The organism is Streptomyces sp. NPDC045022, assembly GCF_056432605.1.
The window spans coordinates 31888-57855 of the sequence record NZ_JBWKIR010000009.1; the positions used below are offsets into that span (position 1 = coordinate 31888).

Here is a 25968-nt window from a genome sequence, read left to right on the forward strand (position 1 = left end):
CATGGCCCATGGGGACTCACCACGCGACCGAGTTGAAGACGCTGCGCCCGGAGGAGTTCGACCCGTGGTGGGACCACCTCATCCGTGCGTTCGGCGGCGGGCCGGCCTCGCCCGAAGAGCGCGAACTGGACAGATCCCTCACCGAGTTCGACCGTTCCCTGGCCGTCTGGGACGCGGACGCGATCGTCGGTACGTCGGGGGCCTTCAGCTTCCGGATGACCGTGCCGGGCGGGGCGGTGGTGCCCACCGCCGGCGTCACCATGGTCAGTGTGGCCGCGACGCACCGGCGGCGAGGGGTGCTGACGTCGATGATGCGGCGGCTGCTGGACGACGCGCGCGCCGAGGGCGAGCCGCTGGCGGCGCTGTTCGCCTCCGAGCCCGCCATATACGGCCGCTTCGGATACGGCACGGCGACCTTCCAGATCAACGCCGAGATCGACACCGGCCGGGTCACCCTGGCGCTGCCCGCGGACACCGACGAGGTGCGCGTGCGGTACGCGCCGCCCGCGGACGTCCTGAAGGAGTGCGAGGCGGTGTACGCGGCCCTGGTGCCCCGCCGCCCCGGCATGCTGGCCCGGCAGCCCGGCTGGGAGCGGGCCGGTCTGCTCGATCCGGAGAGCGAGCGGGACGGGGCGTCCGCGCTGCAGTGCGTGGTCGCCGAACGGGACGGCGAGGTCACCGGGTACGCGCGCTTCCGCACCAAGACGGGCTGGGGGCCGAGCGGGCACGACGGCACGGTGACCCTGGAGAACCTGGCCGCGCTCGATCCGGCGACCGAGGGCGCGCTGTGGCGTCTCCTGTTCGGCATCGACCTGATGACGACGCTGACGCTGCGGGCACGGCCGGTCGACGACGCCTGGCAGCACCTGGTCTCCGACATCCGCCGCTGCCGGCCACGGTTGCGGGACGCCGGGCACCTCCGCCTCGTGGACGTGGGTGCGGCCCTGTCGGCGCGCACCTACCTGACGCCGGTGGACGTCGTGTTCGAGGTCGAGGACGTCTTCTGCCCGTGGAACGCCGGGCGTTGGCGGCTGACCGGCGACACCGGGGGCGCGTCCTGCGAACGCACGACGGACTCACCCGATGTCGCCCTGCCGGTACGGGAGCTGGGCGCGGCCTATCTCGGCGGAGTGACCCTGCTGTCGCTGGCGGCGGCCGGGCGGGTACGGGAGCTGCGGCCGGGGGCGCTGACGGAGGCGTCGGTGGCGTTCGGCTCACCGGTGGCCCCCTGGCTGCCGCACGGCTTCTAGGCCACCGTTCCCGGCAGGTCACCGCTTACGGCAGGCCGCCGCTGACCGTAGGCCATCGCGCCCGGCGGGTCACCGCGTCCGGAAAGTCACCGGGCCCGGCAGGTCACCGTGTCTGGCAGGTGGGGCACCAGAAGAGGTTGCGGGTGGCGAGGCCGGCGGTGCGGATCTCGTCGCCGCAGATGTGGCAGGACCGGGTGGCGCGACGGTAGACGTACACCTCGCCGCCGTGGTCGTCCACGCGGGGCGGACGGCCCATCGCCTCCGGGGTGTGCTCGGGCCGTACGGTGTCGATCCGGTTGTTCCGGACCCCCTCGCGCATCAGCTCGACCAGGTCGGCCCAGAGGGCGTCCCATTCGGCCGGGGTGATGTCCCGGCCCGCGCGGTACGGGTCGATGCCGTGCCGGAAGAGGATCTCGGCGCGGTAGACGTTGCCGACGCCGGCCACGATCTTCTGGTCCATGAGCAGCGCGGCGATCGTCGTACGGCTGCGGGAGATCCTCCGGTAGGCCGCGCCCGGGTCGGCGTCCTCGCGGAGCGGGTCGGGGCCGAGCCGGGCGTGCACGGCCCGCTTTTCGGCGTCCGTGATCAGGGCGCAGGTGGTGGGGCCGCGCAGATCGGCGTAGGAGGCGCCGGTCGCGAGCCGGAGCCGGACGGTGTCGGCCGGCGGGGGCGCGGGGCCGTCCCCGAAACCGACCTTGCCGAAGAGGCCGAGGTGGATGTGGACCCAGTCGGCGTCCCGGAACCGCAGGAAGAGGTGCTTGCCGTGGGCCTCGGTGGCCGTGAGCACGGCACCGTTCAGCAGGTCCGCGGCGTCGGAGAACTTGCCCTGGGGGCTGGTGACACGGGGAGCCGTGTGGGAGAAGCGGGCGGCGTAGTCATGCGCCAGCCGGTGAATCGTGTGCCCCTCTGGCACGGTCCGCTCTTCCTTCCAGCCCCCGAGGGGAGCCTCAGTCCTGCTGCGGGTGGTGGGCCGGGACCGGGGGCAGGTCGCCGGTCGTCTCGTACGCCGACAGCATGTCGATGCGGCGGATGTGACGCTCGTCACCCGAGAACGGGGTGTTGAGGAAGACCTCGACGAACTTGGTCGCCTCCTCCGTGCTGTGCATGCGCGCCCCCACGGCCACCACGTTGGCGTCGTTGTGCTGACGGCCGAGCGCCGCCGTCTCCTCGCTCCAGGCCAGGGCCGCCCGCACGCCCTTCACCTTGTTCGCGGCGATCTGCTCTCCGTTGCCGGAGCCGCCGATCACGACACCGAGGGCGTCCGGGTCCGCGCCCGCCTTCGCCGCGGCCCGCAGACAGAAGGGCGGGTAGTCGTCCTGGGCGTCATAGATGTGCGGCCCGCAGTCGACGGGCTCGTGGCCGGCGGCCTTGAGCCACTCGACGAGGTGGTTCTTGAGTTCGTAGCCCGCATGGTCGGAGCCGAGGTACACGCGCATGCAACGAGTGTGACACGCCTGTCGGAGGGCAGCAGCCCCGGGTGGCGAGGAGCGAGAACGGCAGGGAAATGTGGAGCCGGACCATAGATCCTCAAGGAAACCTCAAATAACAATCCGGATTCAGAGGTTCCCGAATTCGTTCACCTCGGATTCACTGGACCGACTCGTACACCGCTCGTACGGGCAGCTCCACCTGGCGCAAAGGAAATCCGTCCATGACCCCTGGTTCGGGCCTCCAAGCAGGACTCAAGAACCGCCATCTCTCGATGATCGCGATCGGTGGCGTCATCGGAGCCGGCCTCTTCGTCGGTTCCAGTTCCGGTATCGCTACCGCGGGACCGGGCATCCTCCTGTCGTACGCCCTCGTCGGCACGCTCGTCGTGCTGGTGATGCGCATGCTCGGCGAGATGTCCGCCGCCAACCCCACCTCCGGTTCCTTCTCGGCCCACGCCGACCGTGCCCTCGGCCGCTGGGCCGGGTTCTCCATCGGCTGGCTGTACTGGTTCTTCTGGGTCGTCGTGCTCGCCGTCGAGGCGACCGCCGGCGCCAAGATCCTCGAGGGCTGGGTCCCGGCCGTCCCGCAGTGGGGCTGGGCTCTGATCGTGATGATCGTCCTGACCGCGACCAACCTCGTCTCCGTCGGCTCCTACGGCGAGTTCGAGTTCTGGTTCGCCGGTATCAAGGTCGTGGCGATCGGCGCGTTCATCGTCATCGGCCTGCTCGCCGTGTTCGGCGTGCTGCCGGGCGTGCACGCCGACAAGGCGAGCTTCGGCAATCTGACGGATCACGGCGGTTTCCTGCCGCACGGTCCCGGTGCCATCCTCACGGGTGTGCTGCTGGTCGTCTTCTCCTTCATGGGCAGCGAGATCGCCACCCTCGCGGCCGGCGAGTCGGAGGACCCGCAGCGCGCGGTCACCAAGTCGACCAACAGCATCATCTGGCGCATCGGCGTCTTCTACCTGGGCTCGATCCTCGTCGTGGTCTCGCTGCTGCCGTGGAACGACCCGGCCATCAAGAAGGACGGCTCCTACGTCGCCGCCCTGAACTCCCTCGGCATCGCGCACGCCGGCGAGATCATGAACGTCATCGTGCTGACCTCGGTGCTGTCCTGCCTCAACTCCGGCCTCTACACGGCCTCCCGGATGGCCTTCTCGCTCGGTCAGCGCGGTGACGCCCCGAAGGTGTTCGCCCGCACCACCTCCCGCGGTGTGCCGATGGCGGCGATCCTGGCCTCGGTCGTCTTCGGCTTCGTGGCGGTCTTCTTCAACTACAAGTTCCCGGACACGGTCTTCCTCTTCCTGCTGAACTCCAGTGGCGCGGTGGCCCTGTTCGTCTGGCTGGCCATCTGCTTCTCGCAGCTGCGGATGCGGAAGATCATCCAGCGGGAGGCGCCGGAGAAGCTCGTCGTGAAGATGTGGCTGTACCCGTACCTGACCTGGGCGACGGCCGCCATGATCGTGTTCGTCCTGGGCTACATGCTCACCGACACGGAAGGCCCGAGCAGCGGCCGGAAGACCGTGCTGCTGTCGCTGGGCGTGGCGGCGGTCGTGCTGGTGATCGCCGTGGTCAAGCAGCGGCTCACGGCGAACGGCCCGGCCCCCGCGGCCGAGGAGCCGGCCGACAAGGTCTCCGTCGGCTGATCCGATCCCCGCACCGGCTTCACGCGACTGCCCCGCATACCTGACGGACCCTGTCAGGTATGCGGGGCAGTGTGCGTGTCATGACATCCACGGACCACCGCCCGGACCCGCCCCTCATCCGCCCCGGCGACCCGGGCTACGAGGACGAACTCGCCGCCTTCCAGCTCGGTTTCCCCCAGCGGCCCGCCGTGGTCGTGCCCGCCCGCACGACGCACGATGTGGTGGCCGCCGTACGGTACGCGGCCACCCGGGGCCTGCCCGTCGGGGTGCAGGCGACCGGGCACGGGCTACCGGGCGGCTACGAGGGCGGCCTGCTGGTGACGACGAAGCGGCTGGACGGGATCGCCGTCGACCCCGCGGCCCGTACCGTCCGGATCCGGGCCGGGGCGCGCTGGCGCGGGGTGATCGCGGCGGCCGGGCCGTACGGGCTGGCGCCGCTCAACGGCTCGGCGCCGGGCGTGGGCGCGGTGTCGTACACCCTGGGCGGCGGCCTCGGCATCCTGGCACGGGAGTTCGGGTACGCCGCCGACCATGTGCGGTCGCTGGAGGTGGTCACCGCCGACGGCGCGCTGCGCCGTGTCACCCAGGACTCGGACCCCGACCTGTACTGGGCGCTGCTCGGCGCCGGGCACGGCTTCGGCATCGTCACCGAGCTGGAGATCGGGCTCGTCCCGGTCCGCACCCTGTACGGCGGTTCACTCGCCTTCGACGGGCGGGCGGTGGACCCCGTGGCGGTGCTGCGGGCGTACGAGGCCTGGACGCGGACCGTGCCGGACGGCCTGACCTCGTCCTTCGCCGCCGTGCCGTACCCGGACCTGCCCGCGCTGCCCCCGCAGCTGCGCGGCAGGTACGTCGTCTCGGTCCGGGTCGCCCACACGGGCACCGACGGCGAGGCCCTCGTCGCCCCGCTGCGGGAGATCGGCCCGGTGCTGTCCGACTCCCTGCGCACGATGCCGTACGCCGAGAGCCACACCATCCACAGCGACCCGGACTTCCCGCACGCCTACTACGGCGACAGCGTGGTGCTGCGGGAGCTGGACGTGGAGCGGGCCGGTGAGCTGCTGAGGCGGACCGGACCGGAGGCGGACCTGATGTGTGTCGTGCAGGTCAACCATCTGGGCGGGGCGCTCGCCCGGCCGGCGCCGAACGCGGTGCCGTACCGCGAAGGGCGGTTCCTGCTGCGGGTGCTGGCGGCCGGGGAGCGGGAGCGGGCGCGGGCCGTGCTGGACCCGGCGTTCGCGCTGCCGGCCGACGACACGCTCGGCCGGTCGCTCAACTTCGCCTTCGGCGCGGGCGACCGGAGTGCGGGGCTCTACGACCCCGAGACGCGAAAGAGGCTCGCCGGGCTCAAGGAGAGTTACGACCCGGCGAATCTCTTCCGCAGGAACTACGGCGTCGGCTCCTGATCCGCGGCAGGCAACGTTTGCCCGTCAAGGAACTCGTGATCAGTACAACTAGCGCTTGCCCGTGAGCTTCCAGGCGGTGGGCAGCACGCCCATCGCCAGGGCGGCCTTGAGGGCGTCGCCGACGAGGAACGGGGTGAGGCCGGCCGCGATCGCCTGGGACGCGCTCAGGTGGGCGGCGAGGGCCAGGTAGGGCACGCCGATCGCGTAGATGATCGCCTCGCCGAGGATCATCGTGCCGGCCATGCGCAGCGGGGAGCGGTCGGCGCCGCGGCGGGCCAGGGCGCCCACGGCCGCGGAGGCGAGCAGCATGCCGAGGATGTAGCCGAAGGAGGGGGCGCCGGCGCCGGAGGTGCCGCTCGCGAACCACGGCACGCCGGCCACGCCGGCGATCGCGTAGAGGGCCAGGGAGAGGAAGCCGCGGCGGGCACCGAGCGAGGTGCCGACGAGCAGCGCGGCGAAGGTCTGGCCGGTCACCGGCACCGGGGTGCCGGGCACCGGGACCGCCAGCTGGGCCGCGAGGCCGGTGAGCACGGCACCGCCGAGCACGAGGGCGGCGTCACGGACGCGGGACGCGGGCAGCAGGTCGGCGAGGACTGCGCCGGGGCGAGCGGTGGCGGTGGCGGTGCTCATGGGGACTCCGCGGGTGTCTGGGCAGGTGGGAACACCGTGACGCTATACCGGCGCCCGCGCGCCGATCACCGTCAGCGATCGACAAAGGCTCGGACGGCCGCTTGGTGGGCTCCGGACAAAGGTTGCGGGTTACACCGGGTACGGCGTGATACCGGTCACTGAGGTGGAGTGGTCGGGGATACCCGGACGGCCGTTGAGTCTCTGTAGGGTCCCGCCAAAGCGCCGCGGACGCCCGTCTCGCCCGTCGGTCGCCGTCTGGGCAGCGCGGGGTCGCTTTGCTAGCTTCGAGCGCATGGTTGCCCAGGCCCGGTACTTCACGTCGCGTCGCTATGTCGACCTGCGACGCCAGGGCACGGCCACCTGTCGCCGCCCGGGGTAGGGGCGGGTCGTGCGACGCGCCTCGCCTTCCGAGACGTGTCGGCCCCGTTCCCGAGGACGGTTCTCCATGCCCCGTACCGCGGTTCCCACCCTGGTCTCCCCCATTCCGCGTGCCGCCGACAGTGACCGGCGGCGCACCAGTGCCAGCGTCGTGCTGCGCTCCGTGCTGGAGCACGGGCCGGTGGCGCGCAGCACCATCGCCCGGCTGACCGGTCTGTCCCCGGCGTCGGTGACCGAGCACTGCGCCCGGCTCGCCGAACTGGGCCTGGTCCGGGACTCGGCCGCGCCCCGCCGCTCCAACGGGGTGGGCCGTCCGCACGTGCCCGTCGACCTGGACGACACCCGGTTCCTGGTCGCCGGAGTGCATGTGGCCGTGCCCTACACCACGGTCGCGCTGCTGGATCTGCGGGGCCGGGTGCTGGCCCAGCGGGAGCTGCGGCACGAACGGACCGATCCGGACCGGGTGCTGGCGCGGGCCGCCGAGGGACTCGCGGGGCTCTTCGCCGCAATACCGGGCCGTCGCCCGCTGGGGGTCGGGGTGGCGGTCGGCGGCTGGGGGACCGGGAGACCGGCACCGTGGTCGAGCACGACTTGCTGGGCTGGCGGGAGGTGCCGGTGCGGGAGCTGCTCGGCGCCCGCACGGGTCTGCCGGTCCAGGTGGACGGCCATGCACGGGCGTTGGTGAACGGGGAGCGGCTGTTCGGGCGGGCCCGGGGCAGCCGCAGCGTGCTGCACCTGTTCGTGGGCAACGTGGTCGACGCGGCCTTCGCGACCAACGACGAGGTGCACCACGGTCCGCGTTCGGCGGCCGGGGCGATCGCTCATCTGCCGGTGCCGGGGGGCACCGAGCCGTGCGTGTGCGGCCGTGCCGGCTGCCTCCAGGTGGAGCTGAGTGAGCGGACGTTGTGCCGGCGGGCCCGGGCGGCCGGGGTGATCGACTCGGCCAATCCGATGCATGTGGTGGCCGCGGCGGCGGGCGGGGACGCGGTGGCCCGGCGGCTGCTGGTGGACCGGGCGCGGATGACCGGGCGGGCGGCCGGACTGCTGCTGGACGTGCTGAACCCGGAGACCGTCGTGGTGACCGAGGTGGGCGTCATGCACTTCGAGGACTGCCTGAACGCGCTGCGGGAAGCGGCCGGAAACAGCCGTGCGGCGGCCGTACTGCCGACGAGTTTCCCGGATTCGGTACTGGCGGTGGCGGGTGGATCCGTCATGCTCGACGTGCTGTTCCGGGATCCGCTGAGTGCGTCACCTGAGCCTATTTAATTCAGAAACTCGGAATGTTGACAGGAGTCGCTCATGGCCGGGAACATGCTGGTCATGGACGTACTCATCAGCTGTCGCACCTTCTGTTGCTGACATATTGCCGCGCATGAAGCGCGTGTTTCCCGCTGCGTGAGTTTCCCTTCTCCGGCCTGCCGTCCCGGAATTCTTCCTGCCTTTCCCCTCTTTTCCCCTGGGAGTCCTCCCATGCACCGTCGTGCCTTTCTCACCTCCCTGGCCGGGGCGTCCGCCGCCGTCGCGGGCCTCAGCGGCTGCGCCAAGGGCGATGCCTCCGCCGACACCAAGGGCGCCGCCACCGAGCCGCTCGCCGCCAAGGTCCCGGCCGGCACCAGTCTGAAGATCGCCTCCTACCTGGGCCAGCAGCAGCTGCAGTTCAAGCTGGCGAAGCTGCCCGAGCTGCCCTTCACCGTGTCGAGCTGGGCGAACATCGGGGCGGGCCCGGATGTGATCAACGCCTTCCGCGCCAAGTCCCTGGACCTCGCCAACAACGCGGGCATCCCGCCGATCCAGGCGCACTACCAGGGCTTCGACGCGAAGATCGTGGCGATCGACATCACCCGCAAGCCCAACTACCTCTTCGCCACCAAGCCCGGCAGCGACATCCGCACCGTCGAGGACTTCCGGGGCAAGCGGCTCGCCTTCTCCCAGGGGCAGGCCCAGGGCGTCGTCCTGCTGCGGGCGCTGAAGCAGGCCGGCCTGAAGTACGACGAGGTGAAGCTGGTCCCGCTGACCAGCAACCAGTTCCTGACCGCGCTGCAGGCCGGCCAGGTGGACATCGCCCCGCTTGCCAACAACCAGGTGCCGGCGTACCTGAAGCAGTACGGGGGCAAGGGCGCCCACGTCATCAAGACCGACGTCGTCGACCTGCTCAACCTGCTGTGGGCGCCGCAGTCCGTGCTGAACGACCCGGCGAAGGCCGCCGCGGTCGCCGCCTACATCCCCGCGTGGGCCAAGGGCCAGGTGTGGACGTACGAGCACCCGGACGTGTGGAACGAGGAGTTCTACGTCAAGACGCAGAACCTGACCCTGGCGCAGGCGAGGTCCATCACCGCACTCGCCAACAAGCCGCTGTTCCCGCCCAGTTGGGGCGAGGCGATCAAGTGGGAACAGGAGACCGCCGATCTGCTCGCCGAGGGCGGCTTCGTCAAGAAGTTCGACGTGTCCTCGCTCTTCGACCACCGCTTCGAGTCGATCGCCGCCAAGGCCGTACCGGCGGAGTACCGGAGGTGACCGCCGTGACCACGACGACGACAGCCGTGGCGGCGCAGGCCGCCGAGGAACTTCCCCAGGTCCGCCGGCGCCGCCGGCTCTCCCCCGGCCGTCAACTGCCCGCCGCCCGGCTCATCGGACCGCTGGTACTGCTCGTGCTGTGGGCCGCCGCCTCGGCCGCCGGAACACTCGACACGGGTGCCATTCCGGCGCCCTGGACGGTCCTGCGAACCGCCGGCCATCTGTGGACCGACGGCACCCTGCCCACCGATGTGCTGACCTCCCTGAAGCGGGCCGGCTACGGTTTCGCGATCGGCCTGACCGCCGGGGTGCTGCTCGCGCTCGCCTCCGGCCTCAGCCGGACCGGGGAAGCACTGATCGACGGGACCGTGCAGCTCAACCGGGCGATCCCCACCCTCGGTCTGATCCCGCTGTTCATCCTCTGGCTGGGCATCGGGGAGACCTTCAAGATCGCCATCATCGCGATCGTCGTCTACATCCCGATCTACCTGAACACGCACGCCGCGCTGTCCGGCATCGACAGCCGCTTCGTCGAACTCGCCGAGGTGCAGGGCCTGTCGCGGTTCGCCTTCATCCGGCAGGTCGTGATCCCCGGCGCGCTGCCCGGCTTCTTCGTGGGACTCCGGCTCGGGGTGACCGGCTCCTGGCTGGGCCTGGTGGTCCTGGAGCAGATCAACGCCACCAGCGGCCTCGGCTACCTGATGTTCCAGGCGCAGAACTACGGCCAGAGCGACGTCATCCTGGTCGGCCTGCTGATCTACGGCGTCTTCGGCCTGGTCTCCGACAGCGTGGTCCGACTCGTCGAACGGAGGGTGCTGTCATGGCGCCGCACACTGAGCAGCTGACCCGGCCCACCGTCCAGCTCCGCGGACTGACCCGGTCGTTCGGGGACCGTACGGTCCTCGACGGCGTCGACCTCGACCTGCCCGCCGGACAGTTCACGGCCCTGCTCGGCCACAGCGGCTCGGGCAAGTCCACCCTGCTGCGCGCGGTCGCCGGCCTGGACCACGGGGTGGCCGGAAGCGGGCGGCTCACCGCGCCCGAGCGGGTCTCGGTGGTGTTCCAGGACTCCCGTCTGCTGCCCTGGCGCCGGGTGCTGGACAACGTCCTGCTCGGCCTGGACGGCAAGGACGCCGGGGAACGCGGCCGGGCCGCGCTGCGGGAGGTCGGCCTGGGTGGCCGCGAGCGGGCCTGGCCGGGCGAGCTGTCCGGCGGCGAGGCCCAGCGGGCGGCGCTGGCCCGCTCCCTGGTGCGCGATCCCGAACTCCTGCTGGCGGACGAGCCGTTCGGCGCGCTGGACGCGCTGACCCGGATCAGGATGCACAACCTGCTGCGCGACCTGTGGAAGCGCCACCGGCCCTCCGTGCTGCTGGTCACGCACGACGTGGACGAGGCGATCGTGCTCGCCGACCGGGTCCTCGTCCTGGACCAGGGCCGGATCGGCCTCGACCTGACCATCGACCATCCCCACCCGCGCTCCTACCGGGAGCCGGTGCTGGGCGCGTACCGAGAGCGGCTGCTGGCCGCGCTCGGTGTCACGGAGGACCACGCATGACCAGACGGCTCCACCTCAACGCGTTCCTGATGAACACCGGCCACCATGAGGCCTCGTGGCGGCTGCCGGAGAGCGACCCGTACGCGCACGTCGACCTCGCCCACTACGTGGGCCTGGCGCGGATCGCCGAACGCGGCACCTTCGACTCACTCTTCCTCGCCGACGGCCCCCAGCTGTGGAGCAACCTGGCCCAGCGGCCGGCCGGCGCCCTGGAACCGCTCACCCTGCTGACCGCGCTGGCGACGGCCACCGAGCACATCGGCCTGATCGCCACCGCCTCCACGTCCTACAACTCCCCCTACAACCTGGCCCGGAAGTTCGCCTCGCTGGACATCATCAGCGGCGGCCGCGCGGGCTGGAACATCGTCACCACCGCCGGTGCCGAGGCCGCCCGCAACTTCGGTCTGGACGCGGAGCCCGCGCACGCCGAGCGGTACGCCCGCGCGGCCGAGTTCCTCGAGGTCGCCCTGAAGCTGTGGGACAGCTGGGAGGACGACGCGATCGTCGCCGACAAGGCCGCCGGCGTCTGGGGCGACGACAGCAAGATCCACCCGCCCCGGCACGAGGGGACGTACTTCAGCGTCGCCGGAGCCCTCAACGTGCCGCGCACCCCGCAGGGCTATCCGCTCCTCGTCCAGGCGGGCTCCTCGGCGGACGGCAAGGCGTTCGCCGCCCGGTACGCGGAGGCGGTGTTCACCGCCCAGCAGACCCTCGCCGACGCCCAGGCCTTCTACGCCGACCTCAAGGCCCGTACCGAGCGGGCCGGACGGAACCCCGACCACATCAAGGTGCTGCCCGGCATCGTCCCGGTGCTCGGGTCCACGGAGGCCGAGGCGCGGGCCGCCGAGCAGCTGCTGGAGGACCACATCGTGTACGACCACGGGGTGGGCCGCCTGGAGAGCCTGCTGCAGCTGGAGCCCGGAACACTGGAGCTGGACGCCCCGCTGCCCGCCGGACTGCCACCCGAGTCCGCCATCGAGGGGGCCAAGAGCCGCTACACGCTCGTGGTCGAGCTGGCCCGGCGCGAGCGGCTGACCGTGCGGCAGCTGATCGGGCGGCTCGGCGGCGGGCGCGGGCACCTCACCTTCGCCGGGACGCCCGAGCAGGTCGCCGACCAGATCGAGACCTGGTTCACGCGGGGCGCCGCCGACGGTTTCAACATCATGCCGGCCGTGCTGCCCGCCGGTCTGGACGCCTTCGTCGAGCACGTCGTACCGCTCCTGCGCGCCCGGGGCCTGCTCCGCACCGAGTACGGGCCCCGCCAGAGCCTGCGGGAGCGCTACGGCCTGCCCCGCCCCGCCAACCAGTACCTCGCCCCCGCCTCCGCCCTCGTCTGAAAGGACCAGCCCACATGTCCATCGAGATCACCAAGGTCACCGCACGCATCGGCGCCCGGGTCTCCGGCGTCGACATCTCCAAGCCGCTCGACGCGGAGCAGGTCGCCGCGATCCGCGAGGCCCTGAACGCCCACAAGGCGCTCGTCTTCGACGACGTCGACCTGGACGACGAGGGCCAGCAGGCCTTCGCCCGGCACTTCGGCGACCTGACCACCGCCCACCCCACGGTCGGCGCCGTGGAGGGCGCCCCGAACGTGCTGCCCGTGGACAGCGAACGGGGCCGCGCCAACCACTGGCACACCGACGTCACCTTCGTCCTCAACCCGCCGCAGGCCAGCACCCTGCGCTCGATCACCCTCCCGCCGTACGGCGGCGAAACCCTGATCGCCAACTCCGCCGCCGCCTACCGCGACCTGCCCGAGCCGCTGCGCCGCTTCGCCGACACGCTCTGGGCCGAGCACACCAACGACTACGACTACGCGGTACCGGAAGAGGACATCGACGAGGAGCAGGCCGCCCAGCGCGCCCAGTTCACGTCGATCAAGTACCGCACCGCCCACCCGGTGGTCCGCGTGCACCCGCTGACCGGCGAGCGCGGTCTGTTCATCGGCGGGTTCGCACAGCGGATCGTGGGCCTGTCGGCCGGCGAGTCCCGCAAGGTCCTCGACCTGTTCCAGGCGTACGTCACCCGCCCCGAGAACGTGCTGCGCTGGCGCTGGTCGGAGAACCAGCTGGTCCTCTTCGACAACCGCATCACGCAGCACTACGCCATCGACAACTACGACGGGCGGCCGCGCCGTCTGCACCGGGTGACCGTCGCCGGTGACGTCCCGGCCGGCATCGAGGGCAGGGAGAGCTACTCGATCGCGGGCGACGCCTCGCACTACACGCCGGTGCTCGCGGCCGCGTAACCGGGGGTTCACCCTCCGTACGGCGAATGTCCGGATACTGGGCGGCCTCTTCGCGTGAGCGGACGGGCCGCCCAGACTGGCTGGGTTTTTACCCGCCTATTGCACTGGGAGAGCCGCCCCCATGCCCAGCAGCACCACCACGGAGACACCGCCTCAGGAACATGGTGCCTCCCTCTCCCACGGCCTCAAGCAGCGCCATCTGTCGATGATCGCCCTCGGCGGGGTGATCGGCGCGGGCCTGTTCGTGGGCTCCGGTGCGGGCATCGCCGCCGCCGGGCCGTCCATCGTCATCGCCTACACGATCTCCGGGCTCCTCGTGATGCTGGTGATGCGGATGCTCGGCGAGATGTCGGCGGCCTACCCGTCGTCGGGCTCCTTCTCCGCACACGCCGAGCGGGCGATCGGCCCCTGGGCCGGTTTCGCGGCCGGCTGGTCCTTCTGGGTCCTGCTGTGCACGGCCGTCGGGCTGGAGGGCATCGGCGCCGCGCACATCGTCTCCGGATGGCTGCCCGGCACACCCGAGTGGGTCTGGGTCGCGCTGTTCATGGTGGTCTTCTGCGGGGCGAACCTGGCCGCCGTGAAGAACTTCGGCGAGTTCGAGTTCTGGTTCGCCGCGCTGAAGGTCGGCGCGATCAGCCTGTTCCTGATCCTGGGCGTGCTGGCCGTCGCGGGCGTCCTGCCCGGCACGGACTCCCCCGGCGCGTCGAACCTGACGGACTTCCTGCCGCACGGCAGCGACGGCCTGATCATCGGCCTGCTCGCGTCCGTGTTCGCCTACGGCGGCCTGGAGACGGTCACCATCGCGGCGGCCGAGTCGGAGGACCCGGTGCGGGGCGTGGCGAGCGCCGTCCGCACGGCGATGTGGCGCATCGCCCTCTTCTACATCGGCTCCATGGCGGTCGTCGTCACCGTGGTCCCGTGGGACTCCCCGGAGGTCGTGGAGAAGGGCCCGTACGTCGCCACGCTCGACCACCTGGGCATCCCCGGCGCGGGTCAGCTGATGAACGTCGTCGTACTGGTGGCGCTGCTGTCCGCGATGAACGCCAACATCTACGGCTCCTCGCGCATCGCCTACTCACTGGTCGAGCGCGGCCAGGGCCCGAAGGTGCTGGCCAGGCTCTCCGGCGGGGTCCCCCGGATCGCGGTCCTCACCTCGTGCTTCTTCGGTTTCGTCTGCGTCCTGCTCAGCTACTGGCGCCCGGACGACGTCTTCCCCTGGCTGCTGAACATGATCGGCGCGGTCATCCTGGTCGTCTGGATGTTCATCGCGGTTTCCCAGCTGCTGCTGCGCCGCCGGATCGAGCGCGAGGCCCCCGAGAAGCTGGCCGTCCGCATGTGGGCCTTCCCCTGGCTGACCTGGGTAGCCCTCGCCGGCATGGTCGCGATCTTCGTCCTCATGGCCCGCGAGCCGGACACCCGCGTCCAGCTGTACTCGACGGGCGGCATGACACTGGCCCTGGCGGCGGTCGGCTACGGCTGGCAGAAGGCACGGGCGAAGGGCTGATCAGGCCCCGGCCCCGCCTGCCGGGCGGTGAGCCGATCACGGTCCCACAACGAACGGGTGCTCGGAGCCGAGCACCCGTTCCGCGCGCCCGGGCACCCCTCCACCCTTCCTCTTCCTGCTGTCATATTGCACCTGCAAGTAAGCTGCAATAAGGTCCGGAGGGGATCACCCGTTCATCGAGGCCATGCGGCAGGTGGTCGACTGGCACGACGTGGCCCGCCGTCACGAGGCCGTCAAGTCCCGCGCGAACGCCCTGCTGCCGGCACCCTGAGGGCACTGAGCGCCTCCGAGTCGTCCTGCCTCGTGATCGTCTTCTCACCCTTCACGTCGGCAGGCGGTGAGAGAAGACCCCCGCGAGGACGTGACTCGCGGGGGTCTTCCCCACCCCCGGGATCCACCGATCGGCTGACGCCGGGTTCAACCGAGCACCCGTGTCCACGAAGTGCCCCCGCCGACAAGGCTTCTGGGCATGAACACATTCACTGTGCGCGCGGCGCGCTGGAGCGCCCGGCACCCCTGGCGGGCCCTCCTCGGCTGGCTGCTGTTCGTGGCGTTGTGACCCGTCGGCTGCCATGGCCTCGGCCCGCCCGGCCTCACCGACCCGGTAGTCCGCCGTCTTCGCGTTATCGGTGCCCACGGCACTGCCGGCGCCCAGGGTGCGCAACCCGGAGCTGACCGGCATGCCCGAACCGGCGCTGGACAGCTCTTCGGGGTCACCGGCAGCACCCACCAAGCCGTTCACCAAGTCCAGCCCCTCCTGGTCGAGCGTGGCTACACCATTCCACCCCCCACAGCCAGATTCCGGATGCCCGCCGACATGCCACGTTCCTCGCGAGCAGCCCGACCGAGATCAAATCAGCATGTTGATTCTCTGCGAGCCCTTATGTACGGCGAAGACCGCGTCGCAGCGGTCTCGGACGGTGGCGTCGTGGGTGGCGAGCACCACAGCGCATCCAGCTCGACTCAGATCGCGAAGGATATCGATGACGGCAATGGTGTTGGCATCATCGAGGGCGCCGGTAGGCTCGTCCGCCAGGACAAGCCTCGGCCGCTGCACCATGAGTCGGGCCAAGGCCACCCGCTGCTGTTCGCCGCCGCTCAGATGGTGGATGCGCTCCCTGCCCCGACCCGCAAGGCCCACGCGATCCAGGGCATCGGTGATGCTCGGTCCGCTGCTGTCCGGTGCTCTCCGCCGTGGTTTGATGGCTACTTCCAGGTTCTCTTCCACGGTCGCGTTCTCGATCAGGGCGTAGTGCTGGAACAGGTAACCGAGGCTGTCACGACGAAATCGGCGGGTCTCTCTCCTGCTGAGTCGTGTGATGTCATTTCCCTTGTACCGAATCGCCCCAGCGGTCGGTTTGTCGAGCAGTCCGAGGCAGTTGAGAAGGGTGGACTTGCCTGCTCCGCTGGGGCCGACGAGCGCGAGCATCTCACCCTGGCGGACGGTGAAGTTAACGTTACGCCACAAGACTCGCGATCCGAACGCCTTCGACAGATTCTCGACCTCGATCACAATCTTCTCCGGTTTGATGGAGGGGTTTTCGGCGCTTGGGGAGTTCATGCGGCAGTCGCCCCTTCCTTTACTATCCGACGATGAAAGAACGCGAGAGCGAGTATTACAGCCCCGAACTCGACCATGACCAGGGATGTGATGAGACCTACGTCCAGAGCGGTGAGATTAGTGGGCTGGAAAGGCGCGGGCGCGCCCGCAGCCGCAAACTTCTGCAACTCCTGCCCCTGTTGCCATGCCTGAAATGGCACTCGGGTGGCAAATATTGCTGCGATAGCCAATTCTACGGCAAGGACGAAGCGATGCGTTGCCACATATCTCCAGCCGCTAATATGCCGCGCAAATATCATCTGCGCATTTTTGCGGGAGTAGATAATACAGAGACCAAGTGCGGCAATGACGAGAATAAGGGCAGCAATGATGAGATTGAACACATGCAGCCGCAGTTCACTGACCGAGTTCCTGAGATCCAGCGCACTTTTCTGGCCGACTGGACTTATCCCGTTGATGTAACTCTGCAGGCCATTCGCCTTGATGCCGTTCAGTACGTCACCCGGGTTAGGGAATATTACTCCCGCCTGAGTGGCGTAGGTGGTGTACGCATCATCGGTGAGAAATTGTGAACCGTTGGGTACGGCGATAACGACCGGATCGAGCAACATGGACCTGTCCTCGTCGGGGCCATGAGCCGAGTTGTAGACGTAGGCGCCGGTGTTGTACCCGAAGAGGTGCTGTCCAGATCCACTCTTCAAGACCTCAAGTGGAACATGTCTGTTTTGGTGCGGGTCGACGATTTCGGAAGCTGCCTTCGCAATAACCGCCTCATGAGAAGCCAGGGAATCGGGGATAATGACTCGTACCGGACGCGAGTCGGGCGTATTTCCGCGGTTGGCTTGAGAGGTGTAGCGGCGACCTGCTGGACCTTTAACCGGCTGCTCGGCAAGGTACGTGTCGTTGACGATGAGGAACTCACCGGTCGGTAGATGAGCACCGGGGGCCGATACCTGGAGGTCCCTGCGGCCGGCGAGGACGACCTCGCCTCGCTGGTCGGCCTGACGCAGCCATGGTCCCACATGCTCGTCCAGTCGTTCTGTATGCATGGCGAATGCACCGCTGAGGCGGATCGAGACCGCGTCGCCCACCGTCTCGTAGACCTTCTGGTTCTCCTGGCGCATCAGCACACTCCGGCTGGCGACGGTGACGTCGGTGGCGATGCTGAGCGCGAGCAGAAGTGCGGGGACGCGAACGAGATAGACGCTGATGGACGCGGCCCTTGCGGGCAACTCGCCCTTCAGGGCTGGCAGTACGTCGACCCTGTAGGTCAGTGCGAGCACGGCCGCATGGGCCGCGAGCACCACAACGACCAGGATCCCCGCGGCCACCGCAGCCACCTCGGCGAACAGCCCGAGCCAGGCGCAGCCGTTGTAGAGGCTGAGGGAGACAACCGTTGCCACTGCCACGGTGCCGGCCGCCGCGAGCCAGAAGACTGCCAGGTGCCGCAGGTCACGCAGGAGGATGCCAACGAAGGACATGCCCTGCATCCGAAGGACGCCGTATCCCTTGGCATTGAGCAATATGCTTGCGCCGGTTATTGTCACGGCCGCGAGGGCAACCACGCAGAAAGCTTGGAATAGAGGGTCATTCGAGTACTCGTCGGCCAGTTCGGCATACGACAAGGGATGAGTCACGCTCGTGGTAAGACCGAGTTGACCGAGTTCGGCTACCAGCTCATCGACGGCTTCGGACGCACCGAAGACGTAGTACGAGCCCCGTGGATCCAGCGATCCGACATCGGACATCGGGTGCACTCGTGTCGCATAGTTCTTGCTGAACTCTGGATATCCGTTGTCCAGCCATCCCGTCGTTACGGACGTGCTGCTGCTCGATGCCAGGTACAGATGCCGTAGCCCGTCGGGATTCTTCAGATCAGGAACCTCGCGGGCTACCGCGGTTTTGTGCTCGGTCGAAAAGGTTTCGATAGCCTGGACAACTTGGTACCCGTTTTTCGACCCGTCAGAGTCGATGACTTCGACCAGGGCCGAGTTTCCCAGAACTCCGGTCTCGTCCAGACCGCGCACGAAGAGAAAGGCCAGCACTGCGGCGAAGGCCAGGACCGCGGCGTGGACGAATCTTGTCCCTCGATGCAGCATCTGATGTCGATCCAGTCAGTCAATGGGAGGGCAGTTGTGGGGGCGGGCAACGCCCGCCCCCACAACTGGGTGGGTCAGCAGCTCGGGTCGTAGTAGTACGAGATGCCGCCGCCGTTCTTCGTGCCAGAAGCGAGCGACCATTCGCCCGGCGTCGTGCAGCCGCTCTTGAAGGTCTGGCTGCCGATCTTCACCGACGACGCGTGCCAGTTCGACGGGTGCTTGAAGTTCGACCACGCCGTGTTGGCCCCCTGGTCGTAGCTCCACTTTCCGCCGGCGACGTCGACGGTCGTGGCGAGTGCCGGGGTCGCCGCAGCGAGAATGAGGGCCGTGGATGCAACAGCGGCCTTGACCACGTTTCTCCTGTGCATGTGATCCACCTCTCGTTGTGAGTGTTACTGGGCTTGTGAACGGTTCAAAACCCTTAACGAAAGGTGATCGCTGCGCAACCGTATGATCATTGGTGGGTGGGTAGTTGGCCAGAACCTACCGGATCACGGGGTGAGGTTGGCGTGAATGACAGGGAGAGATTGGATTCAGACTGTGGCGTGATTTGCAGGGTTGCGATGGCGGTGGAAGGCAGGTGAGCTGCGGTGCGAGTCAGGACTCTTCGCTAGGGTGCTACGGCCACGGCCGGTAGGTAACCCCTGGCGGCCAGCCCTCATCGACGACCGCCTCGGGAGCCCTTCTTCATGCCGACCGGCCAAAAGTTAGAGACGGCACCGCCTGCAACGCCTACCCGCTCGCACCGTGCCGATCTCGTGTGGCTGCTGCCGATGCTCTGGACGTTCGCCTTCGGCCTGTGGGGGTTGTCGCGGCAGGACAGTGTGTGGCGCGACGAGGCCGCGACTTGGCAGGTGGCCCAACGCTCGACAGCGGAGATCTGGCACATGCTGGCGAACGTCGACGTGGTCCATGGGTTCTACTACCTGCTGATGCACCTGCTGTTTGAGTGCTTCGGCCCTAGCACCACGACCCTCCGTCTGCCATCGGTGCTGGCCACCGCGGTGGCAGCGGCCTGCGTGGCCGTTATCGGCCGCCGGCTGGCTGGCGCCTGGGCAGGCCTGGCTGGCGGAATGGCTCTGTCACTGCTGCCAGCCGTACAGTTCTATCTCCAGGAAGGCCGGTCATACGCGCTGGTGGCGGCCGGAGCCGGGGTTTCGACGCTGCTCCTCGTAACCGCCCTCCAACGACCGGTCAGAACGCGCCATTGGACTGCCTACGGCGCGGCCGTGCTTCTCGTGGGCCTGCTGAACTGGCTCTCTCTCATGCTCCTCGCGGCACACCTGGCTACCTTGCTTTGGACCCGTGCCGAGCGTGGAATTCTCGTCCGCTGGACGGTGGCAGCCGGGTGCGCCACCGCCGGTGTGCTGCCGTTGATCGTCTTCAGCCGAAGTCAATCCGCGCAGCTGTCCTGGATCCCACCGCTGTCGTGGCACATGCTGATCGGCCCAGGGGTGTTGCTGGCAATCGGCGGTGCCGGCGCACTGCTGGATCGGCCGGGGGCGGGTCGCTTGTCGTCGGCGGCCGTGGGGTTGCCGCTGCTGACCGTGCCGCAACTGGGCCTCGTCGCGCTGTCCTTGATTCAACCGATCTTCCTGGACCGCTACATCCTCTACAGCATGCTGGGGCTGGCACTGCTGATCGGTACGGCCGTCGGCTCCGCGGTGCAGGCGGTCAAACCGCGCTTCCCGGCAGCATCGAAATGGTTCCTTCCCACGGGGCTCGCGGTGGCCATGCTGGCCCTGCTGCCGCAGTCACTGGCCAAGCGGTCCCCGGCCAGCCGGGTGGACGATGTCCTGGCTGTTGCGTCGGACGTACGGCGCTTGAAGCAGCCCGGGGATGCGGTGCTCTTCGTGCCCTCAGCCCGCCGCGACTCCGAGTCCGTCTGCCCGGAGGCCTTCGCTGGATTGAGGGACATAGCCCTCGCGGTGACACCGGAAACATCCGGCACATTGAAAGGCACTGAGGCGGCCCCGAATCGCATACGCACCGCGATCCTTGCCGAGCACCGAGTCCTCCTAGTGACGGACGCAGCTCGGGTGGCCCGCCCGGTGACGGCCGACCGTGACAAAATGAAGACCGCAATCCTGCGCCAGTACTTCACCCCGGTGGCCGACGAGCAGGTCCGCGGCCGCAGGGTGACAGTCTATGAACGTAAGCCGACGCCTCGCTGACGGGCCATGGATCATCCTGGGCCGTTGAGTGCCCCCGCCGCCCTGCTGGCAGCCCTCATCAGCGGTGGCCTGCTTTGCCTCGGCGCCGTGGCCGTGGTGGGCGCCACGACGGCAGACCTGCGCAGTTCCTCCGTGTCCTCCTCTGCACATACGGCCTCGGCCAGCCCATGAGCCTGTCCGGAGCGACAAGACAAACGCCTGGCAGGAATGGCCCTTCGACATCCCGACTGACCAACTATCGGTCGTCAAAATGGCCAACTACGACTCGTCACGACACGATGACCTGCGCTTCTCTGCCCGCCGCTGGCCATCTGCCACGCGAAGTCACAGATCAAGCGAGCGGTGAAGCGGATGAGGCTGGAGGCCCCGTGGAAGACCTGGACGCCTGCGCCGTGCTCTCGGCCCGCGAGAGCCAGGACGTCCTGGAACGCGTGCTCCTGCCTGCGGCCACCAAGAGCGCCGTACCCCAGAGCCGCCCGGTCGTGGTGATCGTCGGCGGCCAGCCTGGAGCCGGGAAGACGAAGGTTGCCGACCTGGTCCAGGCGGCGCTCGGGCAGCGCGGCGGGGCCGTACGGATTGCGGCTCGCCGAGCTGGGCGGGCGGGCGGCTGACGGTGCGCTGCGCCCGGTCCAGGACCCGCTCACGCCCCGTGAGACCGACGTCCTGAACGCGGTGGCCGACGGCCTCACCAACGCCGAGATCGGCCGCCGCCTCGTCATCTCCGAGGCCACCGTCAAGACGCATCTGGTGCGCCTGTTCGCCAAGCTGGACGTCAGCGACCGGACGCGGGCGGTGGTGGTGGCCATGGAGCGGGGACTGTTGCGGCGGCCGTGACCGGCGGCGTCGCCGGCCGGGGTACGGCGACGGGCCCGGCCGCCGAGGGGTGCCGGGCCCGTCGCAGGGGGCTTACAGGTTGCTGAAGTCGGGGCCCTGGGTGCGGGTCCGCTTGATCTCGTAGAAGCCCGGGACCGAGGCCACGGCGAGCGTGCCGTCCCACAGGCGGGCCGCCTCCTCGCCCTTCGGGGCGGGGGTGACCACCGGGCCGAAGAAGGCGATCTGCTCGCCGTCGGGGCCCGGGACCGCGATGACCGGGGTGCCGACGTCCTGGCCGACCTTCTCGATGCCCTCCTTGTGGGAGGCGCGCAGCTCGGCGTCGAACTCGAAGTCCTCCTGCTCGGCGTACTCGAGCAGTTCGGCGGGCAGCCCGACGTCCGCGAGCGCCCCGGCGATGGCCTCCAGGGTGTCGCCCTCGCCGTTGTTGTGGATGCGGGTGCCGAGCGCGGTGTAGAGCGGGCCGAGGATGTCGTCGCCGTGCTTCCGCCAGGCGGCGGTGACCACCCGCACCGGCTGCCATGCCTTGGTGGCGAGCATCTCCCGGTACTCCTCGGGCAGCTCGTCCAGCCTGTTCTCGTTGAGGACGGCGAGGCTCATGATGTGCCAGCGGACCTCGATGTCGCGGACCTTCTCCACCTCCAGCACCCACCGGGAGGTCATCCAGGCCCAGGGGCACAGCGGGTCGAACCAGAAGTCGACGGGGGTCTTGCCGGACGAGGTCGCGGTCTCGGACATGGTTCTCCTCAGCGAAACGGTCTTTGTGCATCCTCAACGGGTTCACCGCGAACCGCATTCCCGGCTGCCGCCTGTCAGGGGCGCATGGCAGGATCGGTGCTGTACAGCCATCATTCACGCGACCACGAGGGAGTGCCGCCCGTGCCCGGTGAGAATCTGTCCCGCGACGAGGCCCGGGAGCGGGCCGCACTGCTGTCCGTCGACGGGTACGAGGTGTCCCTGGACCTGAGGTCCGCCGTCGGCGCCGGGGACGGCGAGCCGCGCACCTTCCGCTCGGTGACCACCATCCGCTTCCGCTGCAACGAGCCGGGGGCGTCCACCTTCGCCGACTTGATCGCACCGAACGTGACCGCCGTCTCGCTCAACGGCAAGGACCTGGACCCGAGTGAGGTCTTCGACGGCTCGCGGATCACGCTGGAGGACCTGTCCGGCGAGAACGAGCTGGTGGTCGACGCCCGGTGCGCCTACTCGCGCACCGGCGAGGGCCTGCACCGCTTCGTCGACCCCGAGGACGGCGAGGTCTACCTCTACACGCAGTACGAGCCGGCCGACGCCCGCCGTGTCTTCGCCAACTTCGAGCAGCCGGACCTCAAGGCCCCCTACCGCTTCGAGGTCCGGGCGCCCGAGGGCTGGACGGTGTGGAGCAACGGCGCGGGCGAACGCGGCGACGGTGTCTGGCGGTTCGCGGAGACCAAGCCGATCCCGACGTACATCACATGCGTGGTGGCGGGCCCGTACCACTACGTGACGGACTCCTACTCCCGCACCTTCGAGGACGGGACGAAGCTGGAGATCCCGCTGGGCGCGATGTGCCGCAAGGGTCTCGCCCCGCACTTCGACGCCGAGGACGTCTTCCTGGTCACCAAGCAGGGCCTGGACTTCTTCCACGACCACTTCGACTACCCGTACCCGTTCGGGAAGTACGACCAGGCGTTCGTGCCGGAGTACAACCTGGGCGCGATGGAGAACCCGGGCCTGGTGACCTTCCGCGAGGAGTACATCTTCCGCGGGAAGGTGACCCAGGCGTCGTACGAGGCGCGGGCCAACGTCATCCTGCACGAGATGGCGCACATGTGGTTCGGCGACCTGGTCACCATGGAGTGGTGGGACGACCTGTGGCTGAAGGAGTCCTTCGCGGACTTCATGGGCACGTTCGCGAACGTCGGCGCGACCCGATTCTCCGATGCCTGGATCACCTTCGCCAACCGCCGCAAGGCCTGGGCGTACCGCGCGGACCAGCTGCCGTCCACGCACCCGATCACGGCCGACATCCGTGACCTGGAGGACGCCAAGCTGAACTTCGACGGCATCACCTACGCCAAGGGCGCCTCCGTGCTCAAGCAGCTGGTGGCGTACGTCGGCCAGGACGCGTTCCTGGAGGGTGCCCGCCGTTACTTCAAGCGCAACGCGTACGGCAACACGCGCCTCGGTGACCTGCTGTCGGTGCTGGCCGAGACCAGCGGCCGGGACATGACCGCGTGGGCGGCCTCCTGGCTGCAGACGGCCGGGGTGAACTCCCTGACCCCGCAGGTGCTGCTGGACACCGAGGGCGGCCGGATCGCCGAGCTGGCGATCGTCCAGGAGGCCCCGGAGAGCCACCCGGACCTGCGCCCGCACCGGGTCGCGGTGGGCCTGTACCGCCGCGCCCCCGAGGGTGCGGTGGAGCGGTACGCGCGCGTGGAGACGGACGTTGACGGCCCGCGTACGGTCGTGGCGGAGCTGGCGGGCGCCGAGGCACCGGAGCTGGTGCTGGTCAACGACGACGACCTGACCTACTGCAAGATCCGTTTCGACGAGACCTCGCTGGCGACGCTGCGCGCGCACCTGGGCGCGCTCACCGATCCGCTGGCCCGTGCGCTGTGCTGGTCGGCGCTGTGGAACCTGACCCGGGACGCGCTGCTCCCGGCCCGGGACTTCATCGCTCTGGTGCTGCGGTTCGCGGGCCGCGAGTCGGACATCGGTGTGCTGCAGATGCTGCACGCCTGGGCGAACTCCGCGCTGGTGCACTACGCGGCGCCGGCCTGGCGGGAGACCGGCGGGGAGCTGCTCGCCGAGGGCGCCCTTCGGGAGCTGCGGGCGGCCGGGCCGGGCAGTGAACACCAGCTCGCCTGGGCGCGGTTCTTCGCGGCCGTGGCCTTCGCCGAGCCGGACCTGAAGCTGCTGCGGGACCTGCTGGACGGGACGACCGCGATCGACGGCCTGACGGTCGACCAGGAGCTGCGCTGGGCGTTCCTGGAGCCGCTGGCCGCGCACGGGATGGCCGGCGAGCAGGTGCTGGCGGCCGAGCTGGCCCGGGACGACACCGCCTCCGGGAAGCGGCACCAGGTGCGCTGCCTGGCGGCCCGCCCGTCGGCGGCGGTCAAGGCCCAGGCGTGGGCGCAGGTGGTGGAGTCCGACGTGCTGTCGAACGCGCTCGTGGAGGCGACGATCGCGGGCTTCGACCAGCCCTCGCAGCGGGAGCTGACCGCGCCGTACGCGCAGTTGTACTTCGCGGCGATCGAGCGGGTGTGGCGGGAGCGGTCGATCCAGATCGGCATGGACGTGGTCCGGGGTCTCTTCCCGTCCCACCAGGACCGTCAGGAGACCCTCGACGCGACGGACGCGTGGCTCGCGGCGCACCGGGACGCGGCGCCGGCGCTGCGCCGGCTGGTGCTGGAGGCGCGGGACGACCTGGCACGGGCGCTGCGCGCACAGGAGTGCGATGCGGCGGCCACCGACCGGTGAGCCTTGGCCTGAGCTTGCCCGGTCGGTGACCGTTACGAAATTCGGTCAAGACGAGCCGTAACCCCTGGTCCACACCCGATCGGACCAGGGGTTTCGGGTCCCTACTCGGCATCCGAACACCTGACCTTTAGTCCGCTCTTGTCCGCCTTTCTCGACGACCGTGTAACAGCGGTTACGGGTGGGACCGAGTGCGGAAAGTTCGAGGCCATGACGCACAACACCCCGCTCTCCCCGCGCCCCCTCCGCCACCTCTCCGAGGTCCACCGCCGCGTCCTGACGGCGGCCCAGCTCCGCTCCCACGGTGTGACCGCGGCGGAGCTGACCGGGCAGTGCCGCCCCGACGGCCCCTGGCGTCAGTTGCTCCCGAACGTGATCCTGCTGCACCCCGGCGCCCCGACGAGCGAGGAGCGGCTGCACGGGGCCCTGCTGTACGCGGCCCGCGAGGCGGCGCCGGGCGTCCCGGTCCAGCCGACGGCCGAGAGCCCGCACCGCACGCTGTACACGGAGGCGATGATCACGGGCCTCGCGGCCCTGACCCTGTACGGCTTCGCCGCCACCCCGCCGCTGCTCTCCCTGGACCACGTCGACGTCCTGGTCCCGCGCCTGCGCCGGCTGCGCTCCACGGGGTACGTCCGCGTCCTGCGCACGTCCGCCCTGCCCGCGCCCCGGGTGGTGACGGGCCTGCCGGTGGCGCCGGTGCCCCGGGCGCTGGCGGACGCGGTGGCGCAACTGACGGACGCGGAGGCGGTACGGCGGCTGCTGACGGAGGCGGTACGCGGCGGCCACTGCGAACCGGCCTCGGTGGTGCGGGAGCTGACCCAGGCGAAGCTGCTGACCCGGCCGCACGTGGTGGACGCGGTGGACTCGCTGCTGGCGGAGGGCCGCTCGATCGCCGAGGACCGCCTCTACCGGATGGTCCACGAGTACGGCCTGCCCGACCCGGTCTGGAACGTCGACCTGCGCCTGCCCGGCGGCCCGCATCTCGGCGGCCTGGACGCGTACTGGCCGGACCAGGCGGTCGCCGTCGAACTCGACACGCGCGCACCCCGCCCGGCCCATCGGCAGGACGACGACGCCCTGTGGTCGGAATACGCCCGCAAGCGCGAGCACTTGGAGCGCCTGGGGATCACGGTCGTGCACATCACGCCGCGAAAGCTCAGGGACACGATGGAACAGCAGGCGGCGGTGGTGCGTACGGCGCTGATGGCGTCCGGCGACCGCGACCCGGCCGCGTATGTCGTGGTGCTGCCCCGGTAGTGAGGAACGGGGAAGCGTCAGCA

Annotated in this window: 20 protein-coding genes and 2 pseudogenes; 15 read left to right on the plus strand and 7 right to left on the minus strand. The window is 69.6% G+C overall.

Going from position 1 to position 25968, the window contains the following annotated elements; all coding sequences use genetic code 11:
• The first annotated feature begins 8 nt into the window (after nucleotides 1–8).
• On the plus strand, nucleotides 9–1250 hold the full coding sequence (locus tag AC07C1_RS17845) for a GNAT family N-acetyltransferase (RefSeq protein WP_478939997.1): 1242 nt from the start codon (nucleotides 9–11) through the stop codon (nucleotides 1248–1250).
• Nucleotides 1251–1353: 103 nt separating this feature from the next.
• On the opposite strand, the gene AC07C1_RS17850 is transcribed toward AC07C1_RS17845, so the two are convergent.
• Nucleotides 1354–2163 carry an Fpg/Nei family DNA glycosylase gene (locus AC07C1_RS17850; protein ID WP_478939999.1) on the minus strand — a complete coding sequence of 270 codons (810 nt, stop codon included), beginning with the start codon at nucleotides 2161–2163 and terminating at the stop codon, nucleotides 1354–1356.
• 34 nt (nucleotides 2164–2197) lie between these two features.
• Nucleotides 2198–2686 (minus strand): ribose-5-phosphate isomerase, encoded by a 489-nt coding sequence (locus AC07C1_RS17855; RefSeq protein ID WP_478940001.1) that lies wholly within the window; start codon nucleotides 2684–2686, stop codon nucleotides 2198–2200.
• 215 nt (nucleotides 2687–2901) lie between these two features.
• On the opposite strand from AC07C1_RS17855, the gene AC07C1_RS17860 reads away from it, so the two are divergent.
• Nucleotides 2902–4326: an amino acid permease gene (locus AC07C1_RS17860; protein WP_478940003.1), complete on the plus strand. Its 1425-nt coding sequence runs from the start codon at nucleotides 2902–2904 to the stop codon at nucleotides 4324–4326.
• Between the two features lie 80 nt (nucleotides 4327–4406).
• On the plus strand, nucleotides 4407–5732 hold the full coding sequence (locus AC07C1_RS17865; RefSeq protein WP_478940004.1) for an FAD-binding oxidoreductase: 1326 nt from the start codon (nucleotides 4407–4409) through the stop codon (nucleotides 5730–5732).
• 48 nt (nucleotides 5733–5780) lie between these two features.
• Here AC07C1_RS17865 and AC07C1_RS17870 read toward each other — a convergent pair whose 3' ends face one another.
• A complete protein-coding gene (locus AC07C1_RS17870) occupies nucleotides 5781–6362 on the minus strand; it encodes a biotin transporter BioY (protein ID WP_478940006.1) in 582 nt (193 codons plus the stop codon).
• 445 nt (nucleotides 6363–6807) lie between these two features.
• Between AC07C1_RS17870 and AC07C1_RS17875 the strand changes: the two are divergent.
• The 7 genes and pseudogenes from AC07C1_RS17875 (at nucleotide 6808) to AC07C1_RS17905 (ending at nucleotide 14561) form a co-directional block, all read left to right on the plus strand.
• Nucleotides 6808–8006, plus strand: a pseudogene (locus tag AC07C1_RS17875) (ROK family protein).
• A 204-nt stretch (nucleotides 8007–8210) separates the two neighbouring features.
• The gene (locus AC07C1_RS17880; protein WP_478940007.1) at nucleotides 8211–9254 is read left to right on the plus strand and encodes an ABC transporter substrate-binding protein; all 1044 of its coding nucleotides are present in this window, start codon (nucleotides 8211–8213) and stop codon (nucleotides 9252–9254) included.
• Nucleotides 9251–10099, plus strand: a complete 849-nt coding sequence (locus AC07C1_RS17885) for an ABC transporter permease (protein WP_478940009.1) — start codon at nucleotides 9251–9253, stop codon at nucleotides 10097–10099. Before AC07C1_RS17880 ends, AC07C1_RS17885 begins: the two co-directional genes overlap by 4 nt.
• Nucleotides 10075–10809, plus strand: coding sequence for an ABC transporter ATP-binding protein (locus AC07C1_RS17890; protein WP_478940011.1), 735 nt, complete (start codon nucleotides 10075–10077; stop codon nucleotides 10807–10809). The genes AC07C1_RS17885 and AC07C1_RS17890 overlap by 25 nt, the downstream gene beginning before the upstream one ends.
• Nucleotides 10806–12146: an LLM class flavin-dependent oxidoreductase gene (locus AC07C1_RS17895; protein ID WP_478940013.1), complete on the plus strand. Its 1341-nt coding sequence runs from the start codon at nucleotides 10806–10808 to the stop codon at nucleotides 12144–12146. The genes AC07C1_RS17890 and AC07C1_RS17895 overlap by 4 nt, the downstream gene beginning before the upstream one ends.
• Before the next feature lie 14 nt (nucleotides 12147–12160).
• A complete protein-coding gene (locus tag AC07C1_RS17900; protein WP_478940015.1) occupies nucleotides 12161–13057 on the plus strand; it encodes a TauD/TfdA dioxygenase family protein in 897 nt (298 codons plus the stop codon).
• Nucleotides 13058–13178: 121 nt separating this feature from the next.
• A complete protein-coding gene (locus AC07C1_RS17905) occupies nucleotides 13179–14561 on the plus strand; it encodes an amino acid permease (protein ID WP_478940017.1) in 1383 nt (460 codons plus the stop codon).
• A gap of 850 nt (nucleotides 14562–15411) precedes the next feature.
• On the opposite strand, the gene AC07C1_RS17910 is transcribed toward AC07C1_RS17905, so the two are convergent.
• From AC07C1_RS17910 to AC07C1_RS17920, 3 genes are all read right to left on the minus strand, one after another.
• Complete coding sequence (locus AC07C1_RS17910; protein ID WP_478940019.1) at nucleotides 15412–16122, minus strand: ABC transporter ATP-binding protein; 711 nt, start codon at nucleotides 16120–16122, stop codon at nucleotides 15412–15414.
• A complete protein-coding gene (locus AC07C1_RS17915) occupies nucleotides 16119–18221 on the minus strand; it encodes a hypothetical protein (protein ID WP_478940020.1) in 2103 nt (700 codons plus the stop codon). Before AC07C1_RS17915 ends, AC07C1_RS17910 begins: the two co-directional genes overlap by 4 nt.
• Nucleotides 18222–18295: 74 nt before the next feature.
• Nucleotides 18296–18589 (minus strand): lactococcin 972 family bacteriocin, encoded by a 294-nt coding sequence (locus AC07C1_RS17920; RefSeq protein WP_478940021.1) that lies wholly within the window; start codon nucleotides 18587–18589, stop codon nucleotides 18296–18298.
• A 321-nt stretch (nucleotides 18590–18910) separates the two neighbouring features.
• On the opposite strand from AC07C1_RS17920, the gene AC07C1_RS17925 reads away from it, so the two are divergent.
• From AC07C1_RS17925 to AC07C1_RS17935, 3 genes and pseudogenes are all read left to right on the plus strand, one after another.
• Nucleotides 18911–20395 carry a glycosyltransferase family 39 protein gene (locus AC07C1_RS17925; RefSeq protein WP_478940023.1) on the plus strand — a complete coding sequence of 495 codons (1485 nt, stop codon included), beginning with the start codon at nucleotides 18911–18913 and terminating at the stop codon, nucleotides 20393–20395.
• A 368-nt stretch (nucleotides 20396–20763) separates the two neighbouring features.
• A complete protein-coding gene (locus tag AC07C1_RS17930) occupies nucleotides 20764–21006 on the plus strand; it encodes a zeta toxin family protein (RefSeq protein ID WP_478940025.1) in 243 nt (80 codons plus the stop codon).
• A gap of 10 nt (nucleotides 21007–21016) precedes the next feature.
• A pseudogene (locus AC07C1_RS17935) lies at nucleotides 21017–21229 on the plus strand (response regulator transcription factor); the annotation flags it as partial.
• 72 nt (nucleotides 21230–21301) lie between these two features.
• Here the strand turns inward: AC07C1_RS17935 and AC07C1_RS17940 are convergent.
• Entirely contained in the window at nucleotides 21302–21964 is a 663-nt protein-coding gene (locus tag AC07C1_RS17940) for a mycothiol-dependent nitroreductase Rv2466c family protein (protein WP_478940027.1), read from the minus strand.
• A 141-nt stretch (nucleotides 21965–22105) separates the two neighbouring features.
• Here AC07C1_RS17940 and pepN point away from each other — a divergent pair, with 141 nt between their 5' ends.
• Together pepN and AC07C1_RS17950 are read left to right on the plus strand one after the other, a co-directional pair.
• Entirely contained in the window at nucleotides 22106–24688 is a 2583-nt protein-coding gene (gene pepN / locus AC07C1_RS17945) for an aminopeptidase N (protein WP_478940029.1), read from the plus strand.
• A 207-nt stretch (nucleotides 24689–24895) separates the two neighbouring features.
• Nucleotides 24896–25945: a hypothetical protein gene (locus AC07C1_RS17950; RefSeq protein ID WP_478940031.1), complete on the plus strand. Its 1050-nt coding sequence runs from the start codon at nucleotides 24896–24898 to the stop codon at nucleotides 25943–25945.
• The last annotated feature ends 23 nt before the right edge of the window (nucleotides 25946–25968 follow it).